Annotated in this window: 21 protein-coding genes, 5 tRNA genes and 1 pseudogene; 11 read left to right on the top strand and 16 right to left on the bottom strand. The window is 70.1% G+C overall.

Features of this window, described 5'->3' with window-relative positions; all coding sequences use genetic code 11:
* The first annotated feature begins 44 nt into the window (after positions 1–44).
* On the top strand, positions 45–278 hold the full coding sequence (locus M8H82_RS16585) for an Lrp/AsnC family transcriptional regulator (protein ID WP_020138723.1): 234 nt from the start codon (positions 45–47) through the stop codon (positions 276–278).
* Positions 279–298: 20 nt separating this feature from the next.
* A complete protein-coding gene (locus M8H82_RS16590; RefSeq protein ID WP_250074650.1) occupies positions 299–799 on the top strand; it encodes a DUF3515 domain-containing protein in 501 nt (166 codons plus the stop codon).
* A 1-nt stretch (position 800) separates the two neighbouring features.
* On the opposite strand, the gene M8H82_RS16595 is transcribed toward M8H82_RS16590, so the two are convergent.
* From M8H82_RS16595 to M8H82_RS16605, 3 genes are read right to left on the bottom strand one after another with little or no spacing between them, the layout of a single operon-like run.
* On the bottom strand, positions 801–1958 hold the full coding sequence (locus M8H82_RS16595) for a D-alanine--D-alanine ligase family protein (protein WP_250074651.1): 1158 nt from the start codon (positions 1956–1958) through the stop codon (positions 801–803).
* A gap of 59 nt (positions 1959–2017) precedes the next feature.
* Positions 2018–3028: an NAD(P)H-dependent glycerol-3-phosphate dehydrogenase gene (locus tag M8H82_RS16600; RefSeq protein WP_250074653.1), complete on the bottom strand. Its 1011-nt coding sequence runs from the start codon at positions 3026–3028 to the stop codon at positions 2018–2020.
* Positions 3025–3798, bottom strand: coding sequence for a lysophospholipid acyltransferase family protein (locus M8H82_RS16605; protein ID WP_250074655.1), 774 nt, complete (start codon positions 3796–3798; stop codon positions 3025–3027). The genes M8H82_RS16600 and M8H82_RS16605 overlap by 4 nt, the downstream gene beginning before the upstream one ends.
* Positions 3799–3952: 154 nt before the next feature.
* On the opposite strand from M8H82_RS16605, the gene cofC reads away from it, so the two are divergent.
* Both cofC and M8H82_RS16615 read left to right on the top strand, forming a co-directional pair.
* The gene (cofC, locus tag M8H82_RS16610) at positions 3953–4591 is read left to right on the top strand and encodes a 2-phospho-L-lactate guanylyltransferase (RefSeq protein WP_250074828.1); all 639 of its coding nucleotides are present in this window, start codon (positions 3953–3955) and stop codon (positions 4589–4591) included.
* A gap of 46 nt (positions 4592–4637) precedes the next feature.
* Positions 4638–4841, top strand: a complete 204-nt coding sequence (locus M8H82_RS16615; protein ID WP_186282898.1) for a cold-shock protein — start codon at positions 4638–4640, stop codon at positions 4839–4841.
* A gap of 68 nt (positions 4842–4909) precedes the next feature.
* Here M8H82_RS16615 and M8H82_RS16620 read toward each other — a convergent pair whose 3' ends face one another.
* The 4 genes from M8H82_RS16620 to leuC form a co-directional block, all read right to left on the bottom strand.
* Positions 4910–5548, bottom strand: coding sequence for an HU family DNA-binding protein (locus tag M8H82_RS16620; protein ID WP_250074657.1), 639 nt, complete (start codon positions 5546–5548; stop codon positions 4910–4912).
* Positions 5549–5685: 137 nt separating this feature from the next.
* Positions 5686–5916, bottom strand: coding sequence for a hypothetical protein (locus tag M8H82_RS16625; protein ID WP_250074660.1), 231 nt, complete (start codon positions 5914–5916; stop codon positions 5686–5688).
* 277 nt (positions 5917–6193) lie between these two features.
* Positions 6194–6787 (bottom strand): 3-isopropylmalate dehydratase small subunit, encoded by a 594-nt coding sequence (leuD, locus tag M8H82_RS16630; RefSeq protein ID WP_250074663.1) that lies wholly within the window; start codon positions 6785–6787, stop codon positions 6194–6196.
* 3 nt (positions 6788–6790) lie between these two features.
* Positions 6791–8224, bottom strand: a complete 1434-nt coding sequence (gene leuC / locus M8H82_RS16635) for a 3-isopropylmalate dehydratase large subunit (RefSeq protein WP_250074665.1) — start codon at positions 8222–8224, stop codon at positions 6791–6793.
* A 196-nt stretch (positions 8225–8420) separates the two neighbouring features.
* On the opposite strand from leuC, the gene ndgR reads away from it, so the two are divergent.
* Positions 8421–9137 (top strand): IclR family transcriptional regulator NdgR, encoded by a 717-nt coding sequence (ndgR, locus tag M8H82_RS16640; RefSeq protein WP_250074667.1) that lies wholly within the window; start codon positions 8421–8423, stop codon positions 9135–9137.
* A 197-nt stretch (positions 9138–9334) separates the two neighbouring features.
* Here the strand turns inward: ndgR and M8H82_RS16645 are convergent.
* From M8H82_RS16645 to M8H82_RS16685, 9 genes and pseudogenes are all read right to left on the bottom strand, one after another.
* Positions 9335–9407, bottom strand: a tRNA-Glu gene (locus M8H82_RS16645).
* Between the two features lie 28 nt (positions 9408–9435).
* Positions 9436–9507 (bottom strand) — tRNA-Gln (locus M8H82_RS16650).
* 19 nt (positions 9508–9526) lie between these two features.
* Positions 9527–9599, bottom strand: a tRNA-Glu gene (locus tag M8H82_RS16655).
* Positions 9600–9628: 29 nt separating this feature from the next.
* A tRNA-Glu gene (locus M8H82_RS16660) sits at positions 9629–9701 on the bottom strand.
* Between the two features lie 21 nt (positions 9702–9722).
* Positions 9723–9794: transfer RNA gene (locus M8H82_RS16665), tRNA-Gln, on the bottom strand.
* Positions 9795–9885: 91 nt separating this feature from the next.
* A pseudogene (locus M8H82_RS16670) lies at positions 9886–9984 on the bottom strand (HAD family hydrolase); the annotation flags it as partial.
* A 111-nt stretch (positions 9985–10095) separates the two neighbouring features.
* The gene (gene gltX / locus M8H82_RS16675; RefSeq protein WP_250074669.1) at positions 10096–11580 is read right to left on the bottom strand and encodes a glutamate--tRNA ligase; all 1485 of its coding nucleotides are present in this window, start codon (positions 11578–11580) and stop codon (positions 10096–10098) included.
* A complete protein-coding gene (locus tag M8H82_RS16680; RefSeq protein ID WP_250074671.1) occupies positions 11573–12349 on the bottom strand; it encodes a fumarylacetoacetate hydrolase family protein in 777 nt (258 codons plus the stop codon). Before M8H82_RS16680 ends, gltX begins: the two co-directional genes overlap by 8 nt.
* Before the next feature lie 80 nt (positions 12350–12429).
* Positions 12430–12618 carry a hypothetical protein gene (locus M8H82_RS16685; protein WP_250074674.1) on the bottom strand — a complete coding sequence of 63 codons (189 nt, stop codon included), beginning with the start codon at positions 12616–12618 and terminating at the stop codon, positions 12430–12432.
* A gap of 572 nt (positions 12619–13190) precedes the next feature.
* Between M8H82_RS16685 and M8H82_RS16690 the strand changes: the two genes are divergently transcribed.
* From M8H82_RS16690 to M8H82_RS16715, 6 genes are all read left to right on the top strand, one after another.
* A complete protein-coding gene (locus M8H82_RS16690; RefSeq protein WP_250074676.1) occupies positions 13191–16886 on the top strand; it encodes a nitrate- and nitrite sensing domain-containing protein in 3696 nt (1231 codons plus the stop codon).
* Between the two features lie 9 nt (positions 16887–16895).
* Positions 16896–17309, top strand: coding sequence for a roadblock/LC7 domain-containing protein (locus tag M8H82_RS16695; protein WP_023546525.1), 414 nt, complete (start codon positions 16896–16898; stop codon positions 17307–17309).
* A 111-nt stretch (positions 17310–17420) separates the two neighbouring features.
* On the top strand, positions 17421–17819 hold the full coding sequence (locus M8H82_RS16700; RefSeq protein WP_015657618.1) for a DUF742 domain-containing protein: 399 nt from the start codon (positions 17421–17423) through the stop codon (positions 17817–17819).
* Positions 17800–18375 (top strand): ATP/GTP-binding protein, encoded by a 576-nt coding sequence (locus tag M8H82_RS16705; protein ID WP_046258886.1) that lies wholly within the window; start codon positions 17800–17802, stop codon positions 18373–18375. Before M8H82_RS16700 ends, M8H82_RS16705 begins: the two co-directional genes overlap by 20 nt.
* Before the next feature lie 379 nt (positions 18376–18754).
* Complete coding sequence (locus M8H82_RS16710; RefSeq protein ID WP_250074678.1) at positions 18755–21979, top strand: nitrate- and nitrite sensing domain-containing protein; 3225 nt, start codon at positions 18755–18757, stop codon at positions 21977–21979.
* Positions 21980–21989: 10 nt separating this feature from the next.
* On the top strand, positions 21990–22403 hold the full coding sequence (locus tag M8H82_RS16715) for a roadblock/LC7 domain-containing protein (protein WP_030948713.1): 414 nt from the start codon (positions 21990–21992) through the stop codon (positions 22401–22403).
* Positions 22404–22462 lie beyond the last annotated feature (59 nt).

Here is a 22462-nt window from a genome sequence, read left to right on the forward strand (position 1 = left end):
GTTCCTTTTCCCCACATGATCCTCGTGGCCGCCCTGGAGGTTCCGTGGTACAGGCGTACATCCTGATCCAGACGGAGGTCGGCAAGGCGTCGACCGTCGCCGAGACGATCAGCAAGATCCCTGGAATCATCCAGGCCGAGGACGTGACAGGACCGTATGACGTGATCGTGCGAGCACAGGCCGACACCGTGGACGACCTCGGCCGCATGGTGGTCGCCAAGGTCCAGCAAGTGGACGGCATCACCCGCACCCTGACCTGCCCGGTCGTCCATCTGTAGCCCCCGTCTACCCTTGGCCGGTGAACTCTTTGCGTCACCGGCTCATCGGTCTGCCCGCGCTCGTTCTGTCGATCACCGTCGCGGGCTGCTCCTCAGCAGACGACAGCGGGTCGGCGGCGGTTCCCTCGCCGGGGGCGCGAACCACCGAGCTGTGTCAGAACCTGGACAAGGTACTGCCGTCGAAGGTGGCCGGTGAGAGCCGCCGTGACCCCGAGCCCGCCTCCGCGCTGACGGCGGGCTGGGGAAACCCGGAGATCATACTGCGCTGCGGTGTGCCCCGGCCGCCGAAGATGACCGACCCGGAGGTCGCGGAGGGGCGTGACCCCGACGCGGTGGCCGGCGGTGTGAACGGCGTGGAATGGCTGATGGAGGAGCGGGACGGCGGGGCGTACCGCTTCACCTGCGCCAATCGCAGGGCGTACGTCGAGGTGACCGTGCCGGAGGGGGTGGACAGGTCGGCCGTGCTGATCGACCTGGCGTCGGCCGTGAAAAAGGCGATCCCCGGAGGGATCGCCGACTAGCTCAGCGCAGACCCGTGGAGCGGCGCAGCGCCGCCTGGATCAGCCGGTCCACCAGCTCCGGGTACTCGACCCCGGTCGCCTGCCACATCTGCGGGTACATCGAGATCGGCGTGAAGCCGGGCATGGTGTTGATCTCGTTGATCACGAACTCGCCGTCCTCGGTGAGGAAGAAGTCCGCCCGTACGAGTCCCTCGCAGGAGGCCGCGTCGTAGGCGTCCACGGCCAGCCGCCGCACCTGGTCCGTCTCCTCGGGCGTCAGCGGCGCCGGCACGATCCCGGGGGTGGAGTCGATGTACTTGGCCTCGAAGTCGTAGTAGGCGTGGGCGTCCGGCGGCGGGATCTCCGCGGGCACCGAGGCGCGCGGGCCGTCCTCGAACTCCAGCACCCCGCACTCGATCTCCCGGCCCCGCAGCGCCGCCTCGACCAGGATCTTCGGGTCGTGCCGCTGGGCCTCCGCGATGGCCTCGTCGAGCCCCGCCAGGTCCTCGACCTTGGTGATGCCGATCGACGAACCCGCGCGCGCGGGCTTCACGAAGAGCGGCCAGCCGTGCTCGCCGGCGAAGTCGACGATCCTCCTGCGGGCGGCCGGCTCGTCGCGCTCCCACTCCCGGGGCCGGATCACCACGTACGGGCCGACCTTGAGCCCGAAGGAGGTGAACACCCGCTTCATGTACTCCTTGTCCTGGCCGACGGCCGAGGCGAGCACACCCGAGCCCACGTAGGGGACACCGGAGAGCTCCAGGAGGCCCTGGAGGGTGCCGTCCTCGCCGTAGGGGCCGTGCAGGACGGGGAAGACGACGTCGACCTCACCGAGCGCCTTGGGCACCGATCCCGGCTCGCTGTAGACGACTTCGCGGTTCGCGGGGTCGACGGGGAGCACCACGCCGCCCTCGGTCGACTCGGCGAGGTCCGCGACGCTCGGGGTGCGGCGGTCGGTGATCGCCATGCGCTCCGGCTCGTCGGCGGTGAGCGCCCAGCGGCCGTCCTGCGTGATGCCGATCGGCAGGACGTCGTACCGGGTCCGGTCGATGGCCTTCAGTACGGCGCCGGCCGTGACCACGGAGATCCCGTGCTCGGAGCTGCGGCCGCCGAACACGACGGCCACGCGCGGCTTGCGAGGCGGCTGCTGAGGGCTCTGGGGGAGGTTCTCGGTGCTCATATCGCGTTGAGAGTACCCGGTGGTAGGGGCCTGATACAGCGCCGCGCAGCCCGCGTCGCTCAGCGTCGTTCGGGCTTCGCGCTGCGCGACATCAGCTCCTTGAGAGCGACCACCGGAGCCTTGCCCTCGTGCACGATGCCGACCACGGTCTCGGTGATCGGCATGTCGACGCCGTGCCGGCGGGCCAGATCCAGCACCGACTCACAGGACTTGACGCCCTCGGCGGTCTGCTTGGTGACCGCGATGGTCTCCTGCAGCGTCATGCCCTTGCCGAGGTTGGTGCCGAAGGTGTGGTTGCGGGACAGCGGCGAGGAGCAGGTGGCCACCAGGTCGCCGAGGCCCGCGAGTCCGGCGAACGTCATCGGGTCGGCACCCAGCGCCACCCCGAGCCGCGCGGTCTCCGCGAGGCCGCGGGTGATCAGCGAGCCCTTGGCGTTGTCGCCGAGCCCCATGCCGTCCGCGATGCCGACGGCGAGCCCGATGACGTTCTTCACGGCCCCGCCCAGCTCGCAGCCGACCACGTCGGTCTCGGTGTACGGCCGGAAGTACGGCGTGTGGCAGGCGGCCTGGAGCCGCCGGGCGACGCTCTCGTCGGTGCAGGCGACCACGGCGGCGGCCGGCATCCGCGCGGCGATCTCCCGGGCCAGGTTGGGCCCGGTGACCACGGCGACCCGGTCCGGGCCCACCTCGGCGACGTCCTCGATCACCTCGCTCATCCGCATCGCGGAGCCGAGCTCGACGCCCTTCATCAGCGAGACGAGGACCGTGTGCGGGGCGAGCAGCGGGGTCCACTCGGCGAGGTTGCCGCGCAGGGTCTGCGAGGGGACCGCGAGGACGGTGAAGTCGGCGCCGTGCGCCGCCTCGGCGGCGTCGGTGGTGGCCCGCAGGTTCTCCGGGAGTTCGACGCCGGGGAGGTAGTCGGGGTTCGTCCGCGTGGAGTTGATCGCTTCGGCGAGTTCCGCGCGGCGCCCCCACAGGGTGACCTCGCATCCCGCGTCGGCGAGCACCGTACCGAAGGCGGTGCCCCACGATCCGGTGCCGAACACGGCCGCCTTGACGGGCTTGCTCACGTGCCCTGCCCTTCCTGGTCGACCTTCCGCTGCGTCTGCGCGCGGGTCCTGCGGCGCTGCTCGATCCGCTCATGACGCGGGTCGTACGGTGTCGCCGGCGCCTTCTCCCCGCGGATCTCCTCGAGCTGGGCGGTGATCGCGGCCATGATGACCTCGGTCGCCTCCTTCAGCAGCTCGGGGGTCATCTCCTTGCCGTAGAACCGCGTCAGGTCCACGGGCGGGCCCGCCAGCACGCGGTGCGTCTTGCGCGGCAGCAGGCTGGGCTTCCTGGCGTACGGCGGCAGCACTTCGTTGGCGCCCCACTGCGCGACCGGGATCACCGGGCACCGGGTCTGCAGGGCGACCCGGGCGGCGCCGGTCTTGCCGGTCATGGGCCAGCCGGCCGGGTCACGGGTGAGGGTGCCTTCGGGATAGAAGGCGACGCATTCGCCGCGCTCCACCGCGTCGATCGCGGCCCGGAAAGCGCTGAGCGCGTCGGTGCTCTCGCGGTACACGGGGATCTGTCCGGTGCCGCGCATCGCGGCCCCGACGAATCCCTTCTTGAAAAGCCCGCTCTTCGCCAGGAATCGCGGAACACGACCGGTGTTGTACTGAAAGTGCGCATAGGCGAAGGGATCGATGTGCGAATTGTGGTTCACCGCGGTGATAAATCCCCCCGCAGCCGGAATGTGCTCCATTCCGCGCCAGTCCCGCTTGATCAGAACCACCAGTGGCGGTTTGCACAGGACCGCTGCGAAGCGGTACCAGAAGCCGATTCTGCGGCGGGGCACGCGGACACCTTCCTCCAGGGCCTGGGGGGCCGCACAAGTGTCGCCCCGGGCCGACCGTCTGTCGAGAACACCGTACGCCCCACCCGACCGGCCGCCGGATGGCCCAGGGAAAAGCCGGGTGACAATGGCCGTGACAAGAGAGGTACGGACACTCGTGCAGTGGACCCTGGTCATACCCCTGAAGCCGCTGGCGCGGGCCAAGAGCAGGCTCGCGGACACCGCGGCGGACGGGCTGCGCCCGGCCCTGGCGCTGGCCTTCGCGCAGGACACCGTCGCCGCGGCGCTGGCCAGTGCCGCGGTGCGGGATGTGGCCGTCGTCACGGACGACGTCCTGGCCGGCCGGGAGCTGGCGGCGCTGGGCGCGCGGATCGTCCCGGACGAGCCGGGGGACGGCCTGAACGCCGCCGTGGCGCACGGTGAGGCGGTCGTCCGGGCTGCGCGTCCCGATTCCGCCGTGGCGGCCCTGAACGCGGACCTTCCCGCGCTGCGCCCGACGGAATTGACCCGGGTCCTGGACTCGGCGGCGCAATTCCCCCGCGCTTTCCTGCCGGACGCTGCCGCAATCGGCACGACTCTGCTGGCCGCGACTCCGGGAAGGCAATTGCACCCGGCATTCGGCCTGGATTCCCGGGCCCGCCACCGCGCCTCGGGAGGGATGGAACTGAGGCTCACCGGCGTGGATTCCGTACGCCAGGACGTCGACACCGGCGATGACCTCCGGGCGGCACTGGCGCTGGGGGTGGGGCCGCGCACCACGGCCGCGGCGGCCCGCCTGCTGATCAAGGAGCAGTAGCCGAACGCCCCATCGCGGCGCGACCGGCGCAGCGTACGCTGACGCCATGCAGGCCACCGCATACACGTACGACCCAGACACCCGCAGCGGCCAGGTACTCCTGGACGACGGCACCCCCGTCCCCTTCGACGCCGCGGCGTTCGACGCGGGCGGACTGCGCCTGCTGCGCCCCGGCCAGCGGGTGCGCATCGAGGTGGAGGGCCCGAAGGACGGGCCGCGCATCACCCTCGTCACGCTGCAGACCCTGTAGGCCCCGGAAAACGCCGCGGGCCGGACTCCCTGGGGAGTCCGGCCCGGCGCGTGAGTACCCGTGCGCCCCTACCTCTTGCGGGCGGTGGTCTTCTTGGCGGTGGTCTTGCGGGCCGTCGACTTCTTGGCCGGGGCCTTCTTGGCGGTCGCCTTCTTCGCGGGGGCCTTCTGGGCCGTCTTGGCGGTGGTGGCCTTCTTCGCGGTGGTCTTCTTGGCGGCGGCCGTGGTCTTCTTCGTGGTCGCCTTCTTCGCCGTGGCCGTGGTCTTCTTCGCGGCGGGCGTGGCCTTCTTCGTCGTCGCCTTCTTGGCGGCGGGCGTGGCCTTCTTCGCGGTGGTCTTCTTCGCCGCGGCCTTCTTGACCGTCGCGGAAGCTCCGCCGGTCAGGCTGCCCTTGGGCGCCTTCTTCACGGCCACGTCGTTCTTCGGGAGCTTCTTCGAACCGCTCACCAGGTCCTTGAAGCCCTGGCCGGCGCGGAATCGCGGCACAGAGGTCTTCTTGACCCGAACCCGCTCGCCCGTCTGGGGGTTGCGGGCGTAACGCGCCGGGCGGTCGACCTTCTCGAACGACCCGAAGCCGGTGACCGAGACCCGGTCCCCCGCGACCACCGCGCGGACGACGGCGTCCAGGACGGCGTCGACAGCATCGGCAGCCTGCTGGCGGCCGCCCATCTTGTCGGCAATCGCTTCTACGAGCTGCGCCTTGTTCACGTCTTCCCCTTCGGAGACATTGCCCGAACGAAAGTGTTCAAGCTTTTTCGCACGTTAGGCAGATATATACCGCAAATCAAACACGAAACGGGCTTATCACCCTTGTGCCGCAACGGACTCGACTGTCTTCGGGGCCTTCAACGTTCCTCGTCGGGGATTCGACCCGCCTCGAGGTCCGCCGAGAACGCCTCCAGACGCCTTGCCGCATCGGCGAGATCGTGCTTGGCCGCGGCCGTAATGACCAGCAGCTTCCGGGTCAGCGCCATCCGTACGCCCTCCGGGACTTGCAGTGCGCGCACTTGTGTGTGCGCTTCCTTGAGTTGGTCCGCGACCGCCGCATAGAGCTCGAGTTGGCCGTCGTGTTCCATGCACAGATTGTGCCATCTGGGGCGAGTTGTCGCCTGCTCAGGGTGCAACTGCCGCCTCGAACGGCCGTCCTGGCACCGGCGGAAGCCTCGGCTCTGCCATCCGGCTACCCCGGCAACAGCCTCCGTAACGTGGGCAGTTGACCCCTCCCGGCGACGCGCGCGGGGCCGTTCGGGTGCAGACATGGCCGTACCCCCGATCGGGCTGATCGGGGGTACGGCGGGGGTGTTGGGGTGGCCGAAACTCGACCTGTTCAGTTGCTCCGGAGGGCTCCCGGCGTCACGAGGGGAGCGTCTGCGGCTTGTACGACGGCCGCTTGGCCTCGTACGCGGAGATGTCCGCCTCGTTCTGGAGGGTGATGGAGATGTCGTCCAGGCCGTTCAGCAGCCGCCAGCGGGCGTTCTCGTCCAGCTCGAAGGAGGCGGTGATGCCCTCGGCGCGGACCTCGCGGTCCTCCAGGTCGACGGTGATCTCGGCCTCGGGGTCGTTCTCCGTGAGCTCCCACAGCGCGTCCACGATCTTCTGCTCCAGAACCACCGTGAGCAGGCCGTTCTTGAGTGAGTTGCCGCGGAAGATGTCGGCGAAACGGGAGGAGATCACGGTCTTGAAGCCGTAGTTCTGCAGGGCCCAGACGGCGTGCTCACGGGAGGATCCGGTGCCGAAGTCGGGTCCGGCGACCAGGACCGTGGCACCCGCGCGCTCGGGCCGGTTGAGGATGAAGTTCTCGTCCTTGCGCCAGGCCTCGAACAGCCCGTCCTCGAACCCGTCCCGGGTCACCTTCTTGAGCCAGTGAGCAGGGATGATCTGGTCGGTGTCGACGTTGGAGCGGCGCAGCGGAACGGCCCGGCCGGTGTGCTTGGTGAATGCTTCCATGACTTATCGGACTCCAGCGGGCGTACGGGTCTCGGCGTCGGACAGGTCGGCCGGTGAGGCCAGGTGGCCCAGCACGGCGGTCGCGGCGGCGACCTGCGGCGACACCAGGTGGGTGCGGCCGCCCTTGCCCTGCCTGCCCTCGAAGTTGCGGTTGGAGGTGGACGCGGAGCGCTCGCCGGGGGCCAGCTGGTCGGGGTTCATGCCCAGGCACATCGAGCAGCCCGCGTGCCGCCATTCGGCGCCGGCCTCCTTGAAGACGACGTCCAGGCCCTCGGAGACGGCCTGCAGACCGACCCGCGCGGAACCGGGGACGACCAGCATCCGTACGCCGTCGGCGACTTTGCGGCCCTTCACGAGCTCCGCGGCGGCGCGCAGGTCCTCGATGCGGCCATTGGTGCACGAGCCTACGAAGACGGTGTCCACCTTGATGGAGCGCAGCGGCTGTCCGGCCTCCAACCCCATGTACTCCAGGGCCTTTTCGGCGGCGAGGCGCTCCGAAGCGTCTTCGTACGAAGCAGGGTCGGGGACGTGCGCCGAAAGCGGTGCGCCCTGGCCGGGGTTGGTGCCCCAGGTGACGAACGGCGACAGTTCGGCGGCCTGGATGACGACCTCGGCGTCGAACTCGGCGTCGTCGTCCGTGCGCAGCGTCTTCCAGTACGCGACGGCCGCGTCCCAGTCCTCGCCCTTGGGGGCGTGCGGACGGCCCTCGAGGTAGTCGAAGGTGGTCTGGTCAGGGGCGATCATGCCCGCGCGGGCGCCGGCCTCGATCGACATGTTGCAGATGGTCATCCGGGCTTCCATCGACAGCTTCTCGATGGCGGAGCCGCGGTACTCCAGGACGTAGCCCTGGCCGCCGCCGGTGCCGATCCTCGCGATGATCGCCAGGATCAGGTCCTTGGCGGTGACGCCGTCGGGCAGCTCGCCCTCGACCGTGATGGCCATGGTCTTGGGGCGCACCAGCGGCAGCGTCTGGGTGGCCAGCACGTGCTCCACCTGGGAGGTGCCGATGCCGAAGGCCAGGCCGCCGAAGGCGCCGTGCGTGGAGGTGTGGGAGTCGCCGCAGACCACGGTCATGCCGGGCTGGGTCAGCCCCAGCTGCGGGCCGACGACGTGCACGACGCCCTGCTCGACGTCGCCCAGCGGGTGCAGCCGCACCCCGAACTCGGCGGCGTTCTTGCGCAGCGTCTCCAGCTGGATGCGGGAGACCGGGTCGGCGATGGGCTTGTCGATGTCGAGGGTCGGGGTGTTGTGGTCCTCGGTGGCGATGGTCAGGTCCAGCCGGCGGACCCGGCGACCGCTCTTGCGGAGGCCGTCGAACGCCTGCGGGCTGGTCACCTCGTGCAGCAGGTGCAGATCGATGAAGAGGAGGTCGGGCTCGCCCTCGGCGCGCCGGACGACATGGTCGTCCCAGACCTTCTCCGCGAGTGTCCTACCCATCGCTTTCCCTCCGGCCGGCAAAGGTGCGCCGACCCAACTAGAGATCTGAGGAAGCGGCGCCCGCGCCCCTGTTCCCGGGCGTCCGCCGCCGGGCCCGTGTGGTCTGCGGGCCGCTGTGCCTTCGTGACATCCAGAGTGGCGTGTTCCACGGAAAATTGAACTTGCGTTTCACAGAGTGAGACGCGAGTATCGTTGCATGGACAACAGTAGCGGCGTCGGCGTGCTGGACAAGGCAGCCCTTGTCCTGAGCGCCCTGGAGTCCGGTCCGGCCACCCTCGCGGGTCTGGTGGCGGCGACCGGGTTGGCACGACCCACGGCCCACCGGCTGGCCGTGGCGCTGGAACACCACCGCATGGTGGCGCGCGACATGCAGGGCCGTTTCATTCTGGGCCCGCGCATGGCGGAACTGGCTGCGGCCGCGGGTGAGGACCGTCTCCTCGCCACCGCGGGCCCGGTGCTCACGCACCTGCGCGACGTCACGGGCGAGAGCGCGCAGCTCTACCGGCGCCAGGGCGACATGCGCATCTGCGTCGCCGCGGCGGAGCGCCTGTCCGGACTGCGGGACACGGTCCCGGTCGGCTCGACGCTCACGATGAAGGCGGGCTCCTCCGCGCAGATCCTCATGGCCTGGGAGGAGCCGGAGCGCCTGCACCGGGGCCTTCAGGGCGCCCGCTTCACGGCGACGGCCCTGTCGGGCGTACGACGCCGCGGCTGGGCCCAGTCGATCGGCGAGCGCGAGCCGGGCGTCGCGTCCGTCTCCGCGCCCGTGCGCGGCCCCTCCAACCGCGTGGTGGCCGCCGTCTCGGTCTCCGGCCCCATCGAGCGCCTGACCCGGCACCCGGGCCGGATGCACGCCCAGGCGGTCATCGACGCCGCCGCCCGCCTCTCCGAGGCCCTGCGCCGCACCGGCTGACGTTCCCGGGCACATCAGCGAGGAGGGTCCGCCCCAACGCCGCTGCAGACCCTCCCGTAGATCCGAAACACCCGTACCCCATGCCCGGTTGGTGCCCCGGGCGGCCGAGCCGGTCATGGAGTTCATGGCACTTGGGTTTTGGCACTGCCAGGAGCACGCGAAGGGCCCTCCACCGAAGTGGAGGGCCCTTCTTTCTGTACCCCCGACCGGATTCGAACCGGCGCTACCGCCTTGAGAGGGCGGCGTGCTAGGCCGCTACACAACGGGGGCATGGATCCTGCGTTTCCGCAGGTCCGAGCTGGTCTACCTGGACTCGAACCAAGACTAACTGAACCAGAATCAGTCGTGCTGCCAATTACACCATAGACCAATGTGGTTTAGACCAGCAGTACCCCCGACCGGATTCGAACCGGCGCTACCGCCTTGAGAGGGCGGCGTGCTAGGCCGCTACACAACGGGGGCCCTAGCGATCATCTCGAAGGAGATCACCGTACCCCCGACCGGATTCGAACCGGCGCTACTGCCTTGAGAGGGCAGCGTGCTAGGCCGCTACACAACGGGGGCTTTGCAGATAAGCTCTGCGAGCTGGCCTACCTGGACTCGAACCAAGACTAACTGAACCAGAATCAGTCGTGCTGCCAATTACACCATAGGCCACTGGAACGCAAGCCCCGGAGGGGATCTTGTTCTAGCTTGCGCCTCCGGTTACCGGCCTTTCGGCCCGCTCCTCGGCGGCGCAGGAAGAACATTACCCGAAGGTGGACGGGGCTCCAAAACGGGTATCCGCGCCGAGGATCACGGGGAGTTCGGCCGGGGCGGCGACGCGGGGCGGGCCGACAGGGGCGTCGGTGCCGGTGACAGGGCCGCGACCGCGCCCCAGGGCCCCTGGCCGACACGGCGGACGCAGAGGAGGCGGCACCCGGAACCCCGGGTGCCGCCCCCTCTGCTGTGCGTCAGCTCACGCGGCGAGCTTCGCCAGCGCCGCGTCGATGCGGGCCAGCGTCTTCTCCTTGCCGAGGATCTCCAGGGACTCGAAGAGCGGCAGGCCGACGGTGCGGCCGGTGACGGCCACCCGGACCGGGGCCTGGGCCTTGCCGAGCTTGAGGCCGTGCGCCTCGCCGGCCGCCAGGACGGCCTCCTTCAGCGACTCCGGGGAGGCCCAGTCCGCCGCCTGGAGCTTCTCGCGGGCGGTGACCAGCAGGGCGTCCGAGCCCTCCTTCATCGCCTTCGTCCAGCTCGCCTCGTCGAAGACCGGCTCGGGCAGGAAGAGGAAGTCGACGTTGTCGGTGATCTCCGACAGGACCTTCAGCCGGGTCTGCGCGTGCGGGGCGACCGCCGCCCACTTGGCCTCGTCGAAGTCCTCCGGGGCCCAGGGGGCGAACGGTGCCTTCAGCCAGGGGGCGCAGCGCTCGGTGAAGTCCTTCACGTCGAGCATGCGGATGTGGTCGCCGTTGATCGACTCGCACTTCTTGAGGTCGAAGCGGGCCGGGTTGGGGTTCACGTCCGCGATCTCGAAGGCCGCGACCATCTCGTCCATCGTGAAGATGTCCTGGTCGGCGGAGAGCGACCAGCCGAGCAGCGACAGGTAGTTGAGCAGGCCTTCCGGGAGGAAGCCGCGCTCCCGGTAGAGGTTCAGCGACGACTGCGGGTCGCGCTTGGAGAGCTTCTTGTTGCCCTCGCCCATCACGTACGGCAGGTGCCCGAAGTCGGGGATCCGCTTCGCGATGCCGAGCTCCAACAGCGCCTTGTACAGGGCGATCTGACGGGGCGTCGAGGACAGCAGGTCCTCGCCGCGCAGGACGTGGGTGATCTCCATCAGGGCGTCGTCGACCGGGTTCACCAGGGTGTACAGCGGGGCGCCGTTGGCGCGGACGATGCCGTAGTCGGGGACGTTCTCCGGGGTGAAGGTCAGTTCGCCGCGGACCAGGTCGGTGAAGGTGATCGTCTCGTCGGGCATCCGGAAGCGGACGATCGGGGCGCGGCCCTGGGCCTGGTACTCGGCGACCTGCTCGGCGCTCAGCTCACGGCAGTGGCCGTCGTAGCCGGAGGGCTTGCCGGCCGCGCGGGCGGCCTCGCGGCGGCTGTCCAGCTCCTCCTGGGAGCAGTAGCAGCGGTAGGCGTGGCCGCCGTCCAGGAGCTGCTGCGCGACGTCCCGGTAGAGGTCCATGCGCTGGGACTGGCGGTACGGCGCGTGCGGGCCGCCGATCTCGGGGCCCTCGTCCCAGTCGAACCCGAGCCAGCGCATCGAGTCCAGCAGCTGGTCGTACGACTCCTCCGAGTCGCGGGCCGCGTCGGTGTCCTCGATGCGGAAGACCAGGGTGCCGCCGTGGTGCTTGGCGAACGCCCAGTTGAACAGGGCGGTGCGGACCAGGCCCACATGGGGGTTGCCGGTCGGCGACGGGCAGAAACGGACACGGACTGCTGGGGCGGATGCGCTAGCCACGCTTGACAACCTTGTTGGTGAGAGTGCCGATGCCTTCGATGCTGACGGAGACCTCGTCGCCGACAGAGAGCGGGCCGACCCCCGCGGGGGTGCCCGTGAGGATCACGTCGCCGGGGAGCAGCGTCATGGCCTCGGTGATGTTGACGATCAGATCCTCGATGGAGTGGATCATCTCGCTGGTGCGGCCGAGCTGCCGCTGCCCGCCGTTGACCGTGAGCTGGACGGTGAGGTCGGAGGGGTCCAGGTCGGTCTCGACCCAGGGGCCCAGCGGGCAGGAGGTGTCGAAGCCCTTGGCCCGGGCCCACTGCTTCTCTCGCTTCTGCACGTCACGCGCGGTGATGTCGTTGGCGCAGGTGTAGCCGAGGATCACGTCCTTGACGCGCTCGCGCGGGACCTCGCGGCACATCCGGCCGATGACCACGGCCAGCTCGGCCTCGTGGTGCAGCTCCTCCGAGAAGGAGGGGTACTGGATGGCGTCGCCGGGGCCGATCACGGAGGTCGACGGCTTGAAGAAGGCGAAGGGCGCGTCCGGGACCTCGTTGCCCAGTTCCCTCGCGTGCTCGGCGTAGTTGCGGCCGAAGGCCACGACCTTGTTGGGGAGCACCGGGGGCAGCAGCCGGACCTTGCTCAGCGGGACCTTGGTGCCGGAGAGCTCGAATTCCGCGAACGGGATGCCCTTGATGATGTCGAGGACGAGTTCGTCAGGCTTGTCGCCCTCGACCACGCCGAAGGCGACGTTCCCGTCGATGGAGAATCTGGCGATGCGCACGGGATGCTTGGCCCCTTGACTTAAGCGGCTGGAGTCTGACGCTCCAGGCTAACGTGGCCGGGGGCCGGCACCTCGCGGTATTACTCCGCGGCGGTGGCGGAGACTGGCACCACGTCCAGGACGGTGCGACGGGGGTTGGCCGTCTGGGCCGGAAGGTCGACGGAGTGCTCCGGCTGCTCCACGGTCAGCAGCTCGTCCGGGCCCGCGAGGTGGGCGAGCGTGGTGCGCCGCGGGTTGGCTATGGTGCGGATCATCGTCGTCGTCTTCACGGTTCTACGTAGCCCTGTTCGTGTGCGGTGGTCGGGGAGTCGGCAGTCGGCGCCCTTTTGTAAAGCGTCAGGCTAAACATGCGATTCCCCGGGGGAACCGTGAAGACTCCATGATCTGCGTGTGAGTTTGCTCACGGGTTCCTTCTCAAACCGGTCAAATCGGACCCGCAACTCACCCCAACGAAACGGACATTGGCCCCCTGAACCCATCATTCCGCTCCTGATCATGGCGACTGGGACACCCCCGCCCCCCTGACGACTCGCTCTTATAAGTCCGTTTTGGGGTGGATCACTTTCTACGACCGGTGACCCGGCACTCACAAGCAGTCACCTAGGTCACGGCTCGGCTCACGGCCCTTGTTGGAGATCCTGCACTGTGCTGGAATTCCACGGACCGCCGCACGATCGACCCGGCGCGCAGGGCGCTACGCAGCGCCGAGCGGCGGTGGAAGGGGGAGCGAGCGCCGGTCACTCACGACCACCAGGGGACGTAATTCAGGACGTCCCCCATGACGCCGACACCGTCCTTCCGTTCACGCGGAGGGGCGCCTGGTCCAGAGGTTGCGACGCTAGTGCAGGGACGTTTCAAGAGGGATGGCAGTGCTTCGGCGGAGCCGGAGCTGCACGGCGGGACTGGCCCCAATGCCGGCAGTCCCTCGCCCCAGCACGCCCAGAACCAGGGCCCGGCCGGTGACGGTCCGGGCCGCCCCGGCGCATCCGGCGGACCGGCTTCGTCGGGCGCCGGCACCCCGCCGGCCAAGCCGCCGAAGAGCTCGACCAACCCCGGCCCGCGAATAGCCCTGCGCAACTGGCGCATCTCCACGCGTCTGGTGTCGCTGCTCGCTCTGCCCGTGGTCGCGGCCACCTCGCTGGGCGCCCTGCGTATCAGCGACTCCATGGACGACATGCAGCAGCTCGACAACATGAAGCTGCTGACGGACATGACCAAGCAGGCCACCGAGCTGGCCGCCGCGCTCCAGGAGGAGCGCGACCAGTCCGCCGGTCCCCTGGCGCACGGCGAGAAGGCCACCGGCTACACGGTCAAGGGCTACACCGACAAGACCGACCGGCTGCGCGAGAACTTCATCGAGTCCGCCGAGGAGGTCGACACCTCCAGCGAGGACGGCACCCTCCAGGGCGTCCACGACACCCTCGTCGGCGTGGTCCGTGACCTGCGCACCCTGAGCAGCATCCGCAAGGACGCCTACCAGGCCGAGGACAACTCCACGCAGACGGTCGAGGCCTACCACCGGCTGATCGAGCACCTGCTGGACCTCTCCCAGGACATGGCCGAGGCGACCAGCAACCCCGACATGATCCAGCGCACCCGCGCGCTCGCGGCCTTCTCCTCCGCCAAGGAGTACGCCTCCATCCAGCGCGCGGTGCTCGCCGCGGCCCTGCCGGTGAACACCAAGTCCACCGGCAACCTCTCGGACAACGACCGGCTCTACGCCCAGTCGGCGCTGGCCAGCGGCACCTCCGAACTCGCCAGCTTCAAGGCGATCTACGGCGGCGAGGACGCCGCCGAGCTGCTCAAGCCGGTCGAGGCGGGCAACTCCACGATCCAGGCCACCGACACCTACGGCGACCGCGCGATCACCAGTGGTCTGGCCACGGTGGACCGGCGCTCGTACAAGGACTGGGTGGACGACAGCTCGATCAAGATCGAGCAGATGGGCAACATCGAGCGCACGCTGCTCGAGCAGATGGAGCAGAAGGCCCGCGAGCTGCGCAACGAGTCGGAGCGCGACGCGATCATCTCCGGTGCGCTGATCCTGCTGGTGCTCGGTGTGTCGCTGGTCGGCGCCTTCGTGGTGGCCCGGTCCATGATCCGCTCGCTGCGCCGGCTGGAGGAGACCGCCACCAGGGTCGCCTCGGACCGGCTGCCCGAGCTGGTCAAGCAGCTGTCCGAGTCCGACCCCCAGGACGTGGACACGTCCGTGGAGTCGGTCGGTGTGCACTCCCGGGACGAGATCGGCAAGGTGGCCGCGGCCTTCGACGACGTGCACCGCGAGGCGGTCCGCCTCGCCGCCGAGCAGGCCCTGCTGCGGGGCAACGTCAACGCGATGTTCACCAACCTCTCGCGCCGCTCCCAGGGCCTCATCCAGCGTCAGCTGTCGCTCATCTCCGAACTGGAGTCCCGCGAGGCCGACCCGGACCAGCTGTCCTCGCTGTTCAAGCTCGACCACCTCGCGACCCGCATGCGCCGTAACGGCGAGAACCTCCTCGTGCTCGCCGGTGAGGAGCCCGGCCGCCGCTGGACCCGCCCGGTCCCGCTGGTCGACGTGCTGCGCGCCGCCGCCTCCGAGGTGGAGCAGTACGAGCGCATCGAGCTGGCCTCCGTGCCCACCACCGAAGTGGCCGGCCGGGTCGTCAACGACCTCGTGCACCTGCTCGCCGAGCTGCTGGAGAACGCCACCTCCTTCTCCTCGCCGCAGACCAAGGTCAAGGTCACCGGTCACGCGCTGCCCGACGGCCGCGTACTGATCGAGATCCACGACACCGGTATCGGCCTCTCCCCCGAGGACCTCGCCGCGATCAACGAGCGGCTCGCCTCGCCGCCCACCGTGGACGTGTCGGTCTCCCGGCGCATGGGTCTGTTCGTGGTCGGCCGGCTGTCGCAGCGCCACGGCATCCGCATCCAGCTGCGCCCGTCCGACTCCGGCGGTACGACCGCGCTGGTCATGCTCCCCGTCGATGTCGCCCAGGGCGGCAGGAAGCCCGTTCCGGGCATGCCCGGCCAGGGCGCTCCCTCCGGCGGTCCCGCCGCCGCGCAGGCCGCCGCCGGTGCGGCCGCCGCACGCCGCTCGGCCGGCCAGGGCGGTGCCCTCGGCGGCGGTGGCGGTGGCGGTGCCCTCGGTGCCGGTGCTCCCTCCGGTGCCCGGCTCGGTGCCGGTCAGGGACCGCGCGCCGCGCTGCCGGGCCGTGACTCGGGCGGCCGTTCCGGTAGCCCGCGCGGACCGCAGGGCCAGGGCGCACCCCAGGCCCCGGCCGGACCCCCCAACCGCCAGGCTCCGCCGGTCCCCGCCGCCTTCGGCCAGGCGCCCGGCGCTCCGCAGGGCCTCCAGGCCCCGGGCCCCGGTGCCCCGCAGTCCCAGGACGCCTTCGGTGGCGGCCGCCCCGGCTCCGCCGCCCCGCAGCAGGCCCCGAACCCGGGCGCCGAGAAGAACGGCGGCGGCCGGCGTGGCCGTCGGCCGCAGCTTCCCGGCGGCCGTGGCGGCCCGCGGGCCGAGCTGCCCGGCGCCGGCGCCCCGCAGCCGCGCACGCCGAGCTGGAGCGACGAGAACGCCCAGCCGCCGGTGCCGCGCGCCTCGCTGGACACCCCGCGCGGACACGACGAGCAGGACCCGGCGCAGACCTCCCGGATGCCGCGGATCGACGACCGGCAGGGCCCGGGCGCGACCACGGAGATGCCGGCGATCCCGCGCGGTGACGGCCGCCAGGCCCCCGGCGGACCGGCGGACTTCGGCTCCTTCGACGCCCCGCACCACACGGGCCAGTTCCCGCGTCCCAACGCCCCGCAGGGCCAGAACACGGGCGAGTTCAATCGCCCGGACGTCTACGGCACCGGCGGCGGACAGTCCACGGGGCAGTTCCCGGCCCCGCAGGGCTACGACAACGGCTCGACCGGACAGCACCAGATGCCCGGTCGGCAGGACCCGTCCACCACGGGTCAGTACGAACGCCCCCAGCAGGGCGGCCCGGCCGACTTCGGCGCACCGCGCCCGCCGGCCCCGCAGCGTCCGCAGCAGCGGCCGAACCGTCCCGAACCCGAGGCACTGCCCCCCGCGGCCGGTCCGGGCGACGGGCGTACGCCGCTGTACGACACGCTGGAGACCAACTGGTTCCGCGGCCAGCAGGGCCAGCCGGGTCAGGGTCAGCCGGGACCGGGACAGCAGGCCAACAGCGCTGCTCCCGCCCCGGCCCAGGCGCCGCAGGCTCCGGCCCCGGCACCGCAGCGTTCCGCCAACACCGGTTCCTGGCGCAGCTCGCCGAACGACGATCTCGTACGGCAGGCAGAACGCGTCCGGCAGCCGGCTGCGGGCGGTGTCACCACCTCCGGCCTTCCGCGCCGGGTGCCCAGGGCGAACCTCGTCCCGGGCACGGCTCAGCAGCAACAGCACCAAACCGGTCCGCAGGTATCGCGTGCGCCTGATGACGTGCGCGGGCGGCTGACCAATCTCCGTCGGGGCATCGCGCAAGGTCGACAGGCCGGTACCGGCCAGACCGGCAGCTTCCCGAGCCCCACTCACCAGCAGGAGCGTTAGTTGAGCCCGATGAGCCAGGCGGCACAGAACCTCAACTGGTTGATCACCAACTTCGTTGACAACACCCCAGGGGTGTCCCACACCGTCGTCGTGTCCGCCGACGGCCTTCTGCTGGCGATGTCGGAGGGATTCCCGCGCGACCGTGCCGACCAGTTGGCGGCGGTAGCGTCCGGACTGACCTCTCTCACGGCCGGCGCCTCCCGGATCTTCGAGGGCGGCACCGTCGCGCAGACAGTCGTGGAGATGGAGAGAGGCTTTCTCTTCCTGATGTCCGTCTCCGACGGCTCGTCGCTCGCCGTACTCGCGCACCCCGAGTGCGACATCGGCCTCGTCGGCTACGAGATGGCGCTGCTGGTCGACCGTGCGGGCGCGGTGCTCACGCCCGACCTGCGTGCCGAGCTCCAAGGCAGTCTGCTCCACTGACCGATCTCGGATCCACCCGCCTCACCAAATCACCGTCAGGCCGCCACAGTCCCCCCACCGGCCCCGTCAGACGGCACGACTGACCAACTTGCTGTCCCGCCCGGAGGATTCATGACCCCGCCCAACGCCTCTCATGATCCGTACGCGGAGCCGTACGAGGATGAGGGCGACCAGCCGCTGGTACGTCCGTACGCGATGACCGGCGGCCGGACCCGGCCGCGCTACCAGTTGGCCATCGAGGCCCTGATCAGCACCACGGCCGACCCGGCAGCGCTCATGGGGCTGCTCCCGGAGCACCAGCGCATCTGCCATCTGTGCCGAGAGGTCAAGTCGGTCGCCGAAGTCTCGGCGCTGCTGTCGATGCCTCTCGGTGTGGCCCGGATCCTCGTCGCGGACCTCGCGGAGGCGGGCCTGGTCGCCATCCACCAGCCGGGTGGTGACGAGAACAACGGCGGTGCACCGGACGTGACACTGCTCGAAAGGGTGCTCAGTGGACTTCGCAAGCTCTGACGGAGGCCGGGCGACCACCTCCGCGAAGATCGTGGTGGCGGGCGGCTTCGGCGTCGGCAAGACGACGTTCGTCGGCGCCGTCTCCGAGATCAACCCGCTGCGCACGGAGGCCGTGATGACGTCCGCGAGCGCGGGCATCGACGACCTCACCCACACCGGAGGCAAGACGACCACCACGGTCGCCATGGACTTCGGCCGCATCACGCTCGACCAGGACCTGATCCTGTACCTGTTCGGCACGCCCGGCCAGGACCGCTTCTGGTTCATGTGGGACGACCTGGTGCGCGGTGCCATCGGCGCGATCGTGCTGGTCGACACCCGGCGGCTGGCCGACTGCTTCCCGGCGGTCGACTACTTCGAGAACAGCGGGCTGCCGTTCGTCGTGGCGCTCAACGGCTTCGAGGGGCACCAGCCGTACGCCCCCGAGGAGGTCCGCGAGGCGTTGCAGATCGGGCCCGACACCCCGATCATCACGACGGACGCGCGGCACCGCTCGGACGCCAAGAGTGCGCTGATCACGCTGGTCGAGCACGCCCTGATGGCACGCCTGCGGTAGTGGATCAAGTTTTCGTTCGCGTACGGCAGTTGTCGTAGATGTCCCGGAGCCGGCTGTGGCTTTTGACACGGTCGGCTTCGGTGTTCATAACGTTTCGGCAGAGGTATCGGGTGGTACGGCCACGCGTCGCGGTCAACCGGTCTCACTGCGCTCACGTAAGCCCCGCCTTTTGGCGGGGCTCGCTCTTTATGACCGTTTTATCTGGGGCGTGCGTCACGTGGAACCAGCGCTCTTCACTGTTTGGAACTGCGCTGGTCCACGTGCTGGAATGCCTGAACTGCCCAATAGTCAATGACGTACTCCCCAGCCGAGGACGTACCGGGCTCTGAGACACTGCGGCACAACGATAGGTGCCGACCGCCGAGAGGTTGTTGGTCGAGTGAGGCGAAGCAAGAACAGTCCCGAGCCGTCGGCCCGGGGCAACTTCACCCCGCCGCCGCGCGGAGCGGCGCCCGCCCCTGTGCCTGGTTCGGAGCCGACGTCCGGCCCCGCTCCGAGCGGCGGCCGGCTCTCCCCGCGCAACTGGCGGGTGCCGACCCGGCTGAACGCGATCCTGCTCATACCCGTGCTGGTCGGCCTCGTCATGGGCGGCTTCCAGGTGAAGAGCTCGATCGACACCTGGCAGGAGGCGGAGGACGCGGAGAGCACCGCCGTTCTGGTGCGGGCCTCCCTCGCCTACGCGGACGCGCTGTACAACGAGCGCGACATCACCGCGGCGCCCCTGCTGCTGAAGCAGGACGAGGACGTCGTCACCACGGCCCGCAAGAAGACGGACGCCGCCGCCGACGCCTTCGACGAGGCGGCCCGGGGCATGCCCTCGAAGGCCGGCCTCGAACGCCGTCTGACGCTGTTCCGCAAGGTCGAGCCCGAGTTGGCGATCCTGCGCGAGGAGGCGTACACCACCAAGCGCCCCGGCGTGGAGACCGAAGAGGGCTACGTCGACATCGCCCACCCGCTGACCGAGTTCGCCAACGAGCTCGGCCTGGGCACCGGCAACATCACCTCCTACGGCCGTACCGTCTACGCGATCGAGCTGACCAAGGGCGCCCTGTCGCTCCAGCGCTCCATCGGTATGCACATGCTGGTCGCCCCCGGTCCCGGCACCGGCAGCTTCACCAGCCAGAAGGTCGCCCTGACCTCGTACGCCTACCTGGAGGGCATCGCCGTCCAGGAGTACCTCGGCGGTGGTACCGAGGCGGACGCGCAGAAGCTGGCGGACGCCGAGGCGGACATCAAGGCCAAGGGTGCGGCGATGGCCAAGGAGGCGGCCCAGAAGGCCGCCGCCGAGGGCAAGGAGTACGTCCCGCCGCCCGCCAAGACCACCGCCATGGTGGGGCTGATCGCGGGCCTGAAGTCCACCGACCCCGCCGAGCGGCAGACCCTCGCCCAGAAGGGCGTCACCGCCGAGAACTGGTGGGCGGTCAACACCCTCAAGTACGACGCCTACGGGCAGATCGAGTCCGACCTCGCCGACAGCGCGGTGAACGAGGCCGCGACGATCGCCGACGAGGCCAAGCGGGACGCCTTCATCGTGGGTGCCGCCGTCGTGATCGCCCTGCTCGCCGCGTTCATCCTGGCCGGCATGATGGCCCGCCAGATGTCCCGCGCCATGCGCCAGCTGCGCAACGCCGCCTTCGGCATCGCCGAGCAGCGGCTGCCGATGCTGGTCGACCAGCTCTCGCGGACCGACCCCGGCCGGGTCGACACCCGCGTGCAGGCCATCCCGATCACCACCACGGACGAGATCGGCGAGGTCGCCCGCGCCTTCGACCAGGTTCACCGCGAGGCGGTCCGGCTCGCCGCCGAGCAGGCCCTGCTGCGGGGCAACATCAACGCGATCTTCACCAACCTCTCGCGCCGCAACCAGTCCCTGATCGAGGGCCAGCTGACCCTGATCACCGACCTGGAGAACAACGAGGCCGACCCGGACCAGCTGGAGAACCTCTTCAAGCTGGACCACCTCGCGACCCGTATGCGCCGCAACGGCGAGAACCTCCTGGTCCTCGCCGGCGAGGAGCCCGGCCGCCGCTGGGACCAGCCGGTCCCGCTGGTCGACGTGCTGCGCGCCGCCTCCTCCGAGGTGGAGCAGTACGAGCGCATCGAGCTGTCCGGTGTCCCGGAGGCCGAGATCCACGGCCGCGCCGTGACCGACCTCGTGCACCTGCTCGCCGAGCTGCTGGAGAACGCGACGACGTTCTCCTCCCCGCAGACCAAGGTCCGCGTCACCGCGACCCGGCTGCCCGACGGCCGTGTGATGGTCGAGATCCACGACAAGGGCATCGGCCTCACCGCCGAGGACTTCGCGGACATCAACCACAAGCTGGCCAACCCGCCGACCGTGGACGCCGCGATCTCGCAGCGCATGGGCCTGTTCGTGGTCGGCCGGCTGTCCGACCGGCACGGCATCCGCGTCCAGCTGCGCCCCTCCGGCGAGCAGGCCGGCACGACCTCGCTGGTCATGCTGCCCGACGCGATCACCCACGGTGGTGGCGGCGACACCCCGATGCAGGACCAGTTCACCGTCTCGCAGATCATCCCGGAGCAGAACTTCCAGGGTGAGGACTTCAACCGCCAGCCGATGCGCACGGCGGCCGAGCTCGGCTTCGACGACAGCCGCTACGAGGTCCCGGACGACATCCGCGACCTGGACCCGGTCGGCCGCTCCCTGACGCGCCAGGAGCGCCGGGCGGCCCTGGAGTCCCAGTCGCACGGCGAGGATCCCGGCCAGAACGGGCCCGAGGGCGCGTACGACGACTACGCCGGTCAGCAGCACGGCTACGACGGCACCGGCGCGAACGGCCACGGCGGCTACCCCGAGCAGCAGGGGACGTACGACCCGCAGACGGCGTACGAGGAGCAGCAGCCGGCGTCGTACGAGGGGCAGTACTACGCGCCCAACGGCGGCCTGCCCCAGAACGACGCCTTCTCCTCCGGTGGCGGCTACTCCGGCCCCGGTTATGCGGAGCCCGTCCGGGAGGAGCCCGCGGCCGCGCAGCAGCCGGCCCCGGAGGCCTTCCCGGCCTTCGAGGAGCGGCGCCACCAGGATGACTGGCCGCAGCAGGACGATTACCGCAACGGCTACCCGGACCAGTACGCTCCGGAAACGGAACCTGTGCAGGCCGCTGACACACATGAGCGGGACCGCGTAGGCTTCGACCGTCCGGGACCGGCCCCCTCCGCCGCCCACGAGCTGACCGACGCCGGGCTTCCGCGCCGCGGATCCCCCGCGAGCGGCTCGAACGGCGCCCGGCCCGTGAGCCAGGAGACGCCGGCCCCCGCGGAGAACCCCAAGGACGACAGCTGGCGTTCGGCGAACGACGACCGCTGGCAGCAGGCGGCACAGCTCCGCAAGCCCAAGGCGGGCGGAGTCACCTCCTCCGGTCTGCCCCGGCGGGTGCCCAAGGCCAACCTGGTCGAAGGAGCCGCCGAGACCACCCCTCAGGGAGGTCCACAGATCTCCCGCGCTCCCGAGGACATCCGGGGCAGGCTGAGCAACCTGCGCCGCGGGGTCCAGCGGGGCCGCAGTGCGGGAAGCGAAACGAACGGCCAGGCCACTAGGAATCAGCACAGTGGTCCTGACAGCACCTACAACCAGGAGCGTTAGTGTGAGCCCGATGAGCCAGGCGGCGCAGAACCTGAACTGGTTGATCACCAACTTCGTGGACAACACCCCCGGGGTGTCTCACACGGTGGTGGTCTCCGCCGACGGACTCCTTCTGGCGATGTCCGAAGGCTTTCCGCGTGACCGCGCCGATCAGCTCGCGGCGGTCGCCTCCGGTCTGACCTCGCTGACCGCCGGTGCCTCGCGCATCTTCGAGGGCGGCAGTGTGAACCAGACGGTTGTGGAGATGGAGCGGGGATTCCTCTTCCTCATGTCCATCTCCGACGGTTCCTCGCTCGCGGTTCTTGCCCACCCGGAGGCGGACATCGGCCTCATCGGGTACGAGATGGCCCTTCTGGTGGACCGTGCCGGTACGGTCCTGACCCCGGATCTGCGTGCGGAGCTCCAAGGGAGCCTTCTCAACTAACAGACAGACGGTGCGTTTTGGCGTCCTGGGGCCGTAAGGTTTCGGGACGCGGCTCCCCG

This window comes from Streptomyces sp. YS415 (genome assembly GCF_023544665.1).
Taxonomy (GTDB): Bacteria; Actinomycetota; Actinomycetes; order Streptomycetales; family Streptomycetaceae; genus Streptomyces.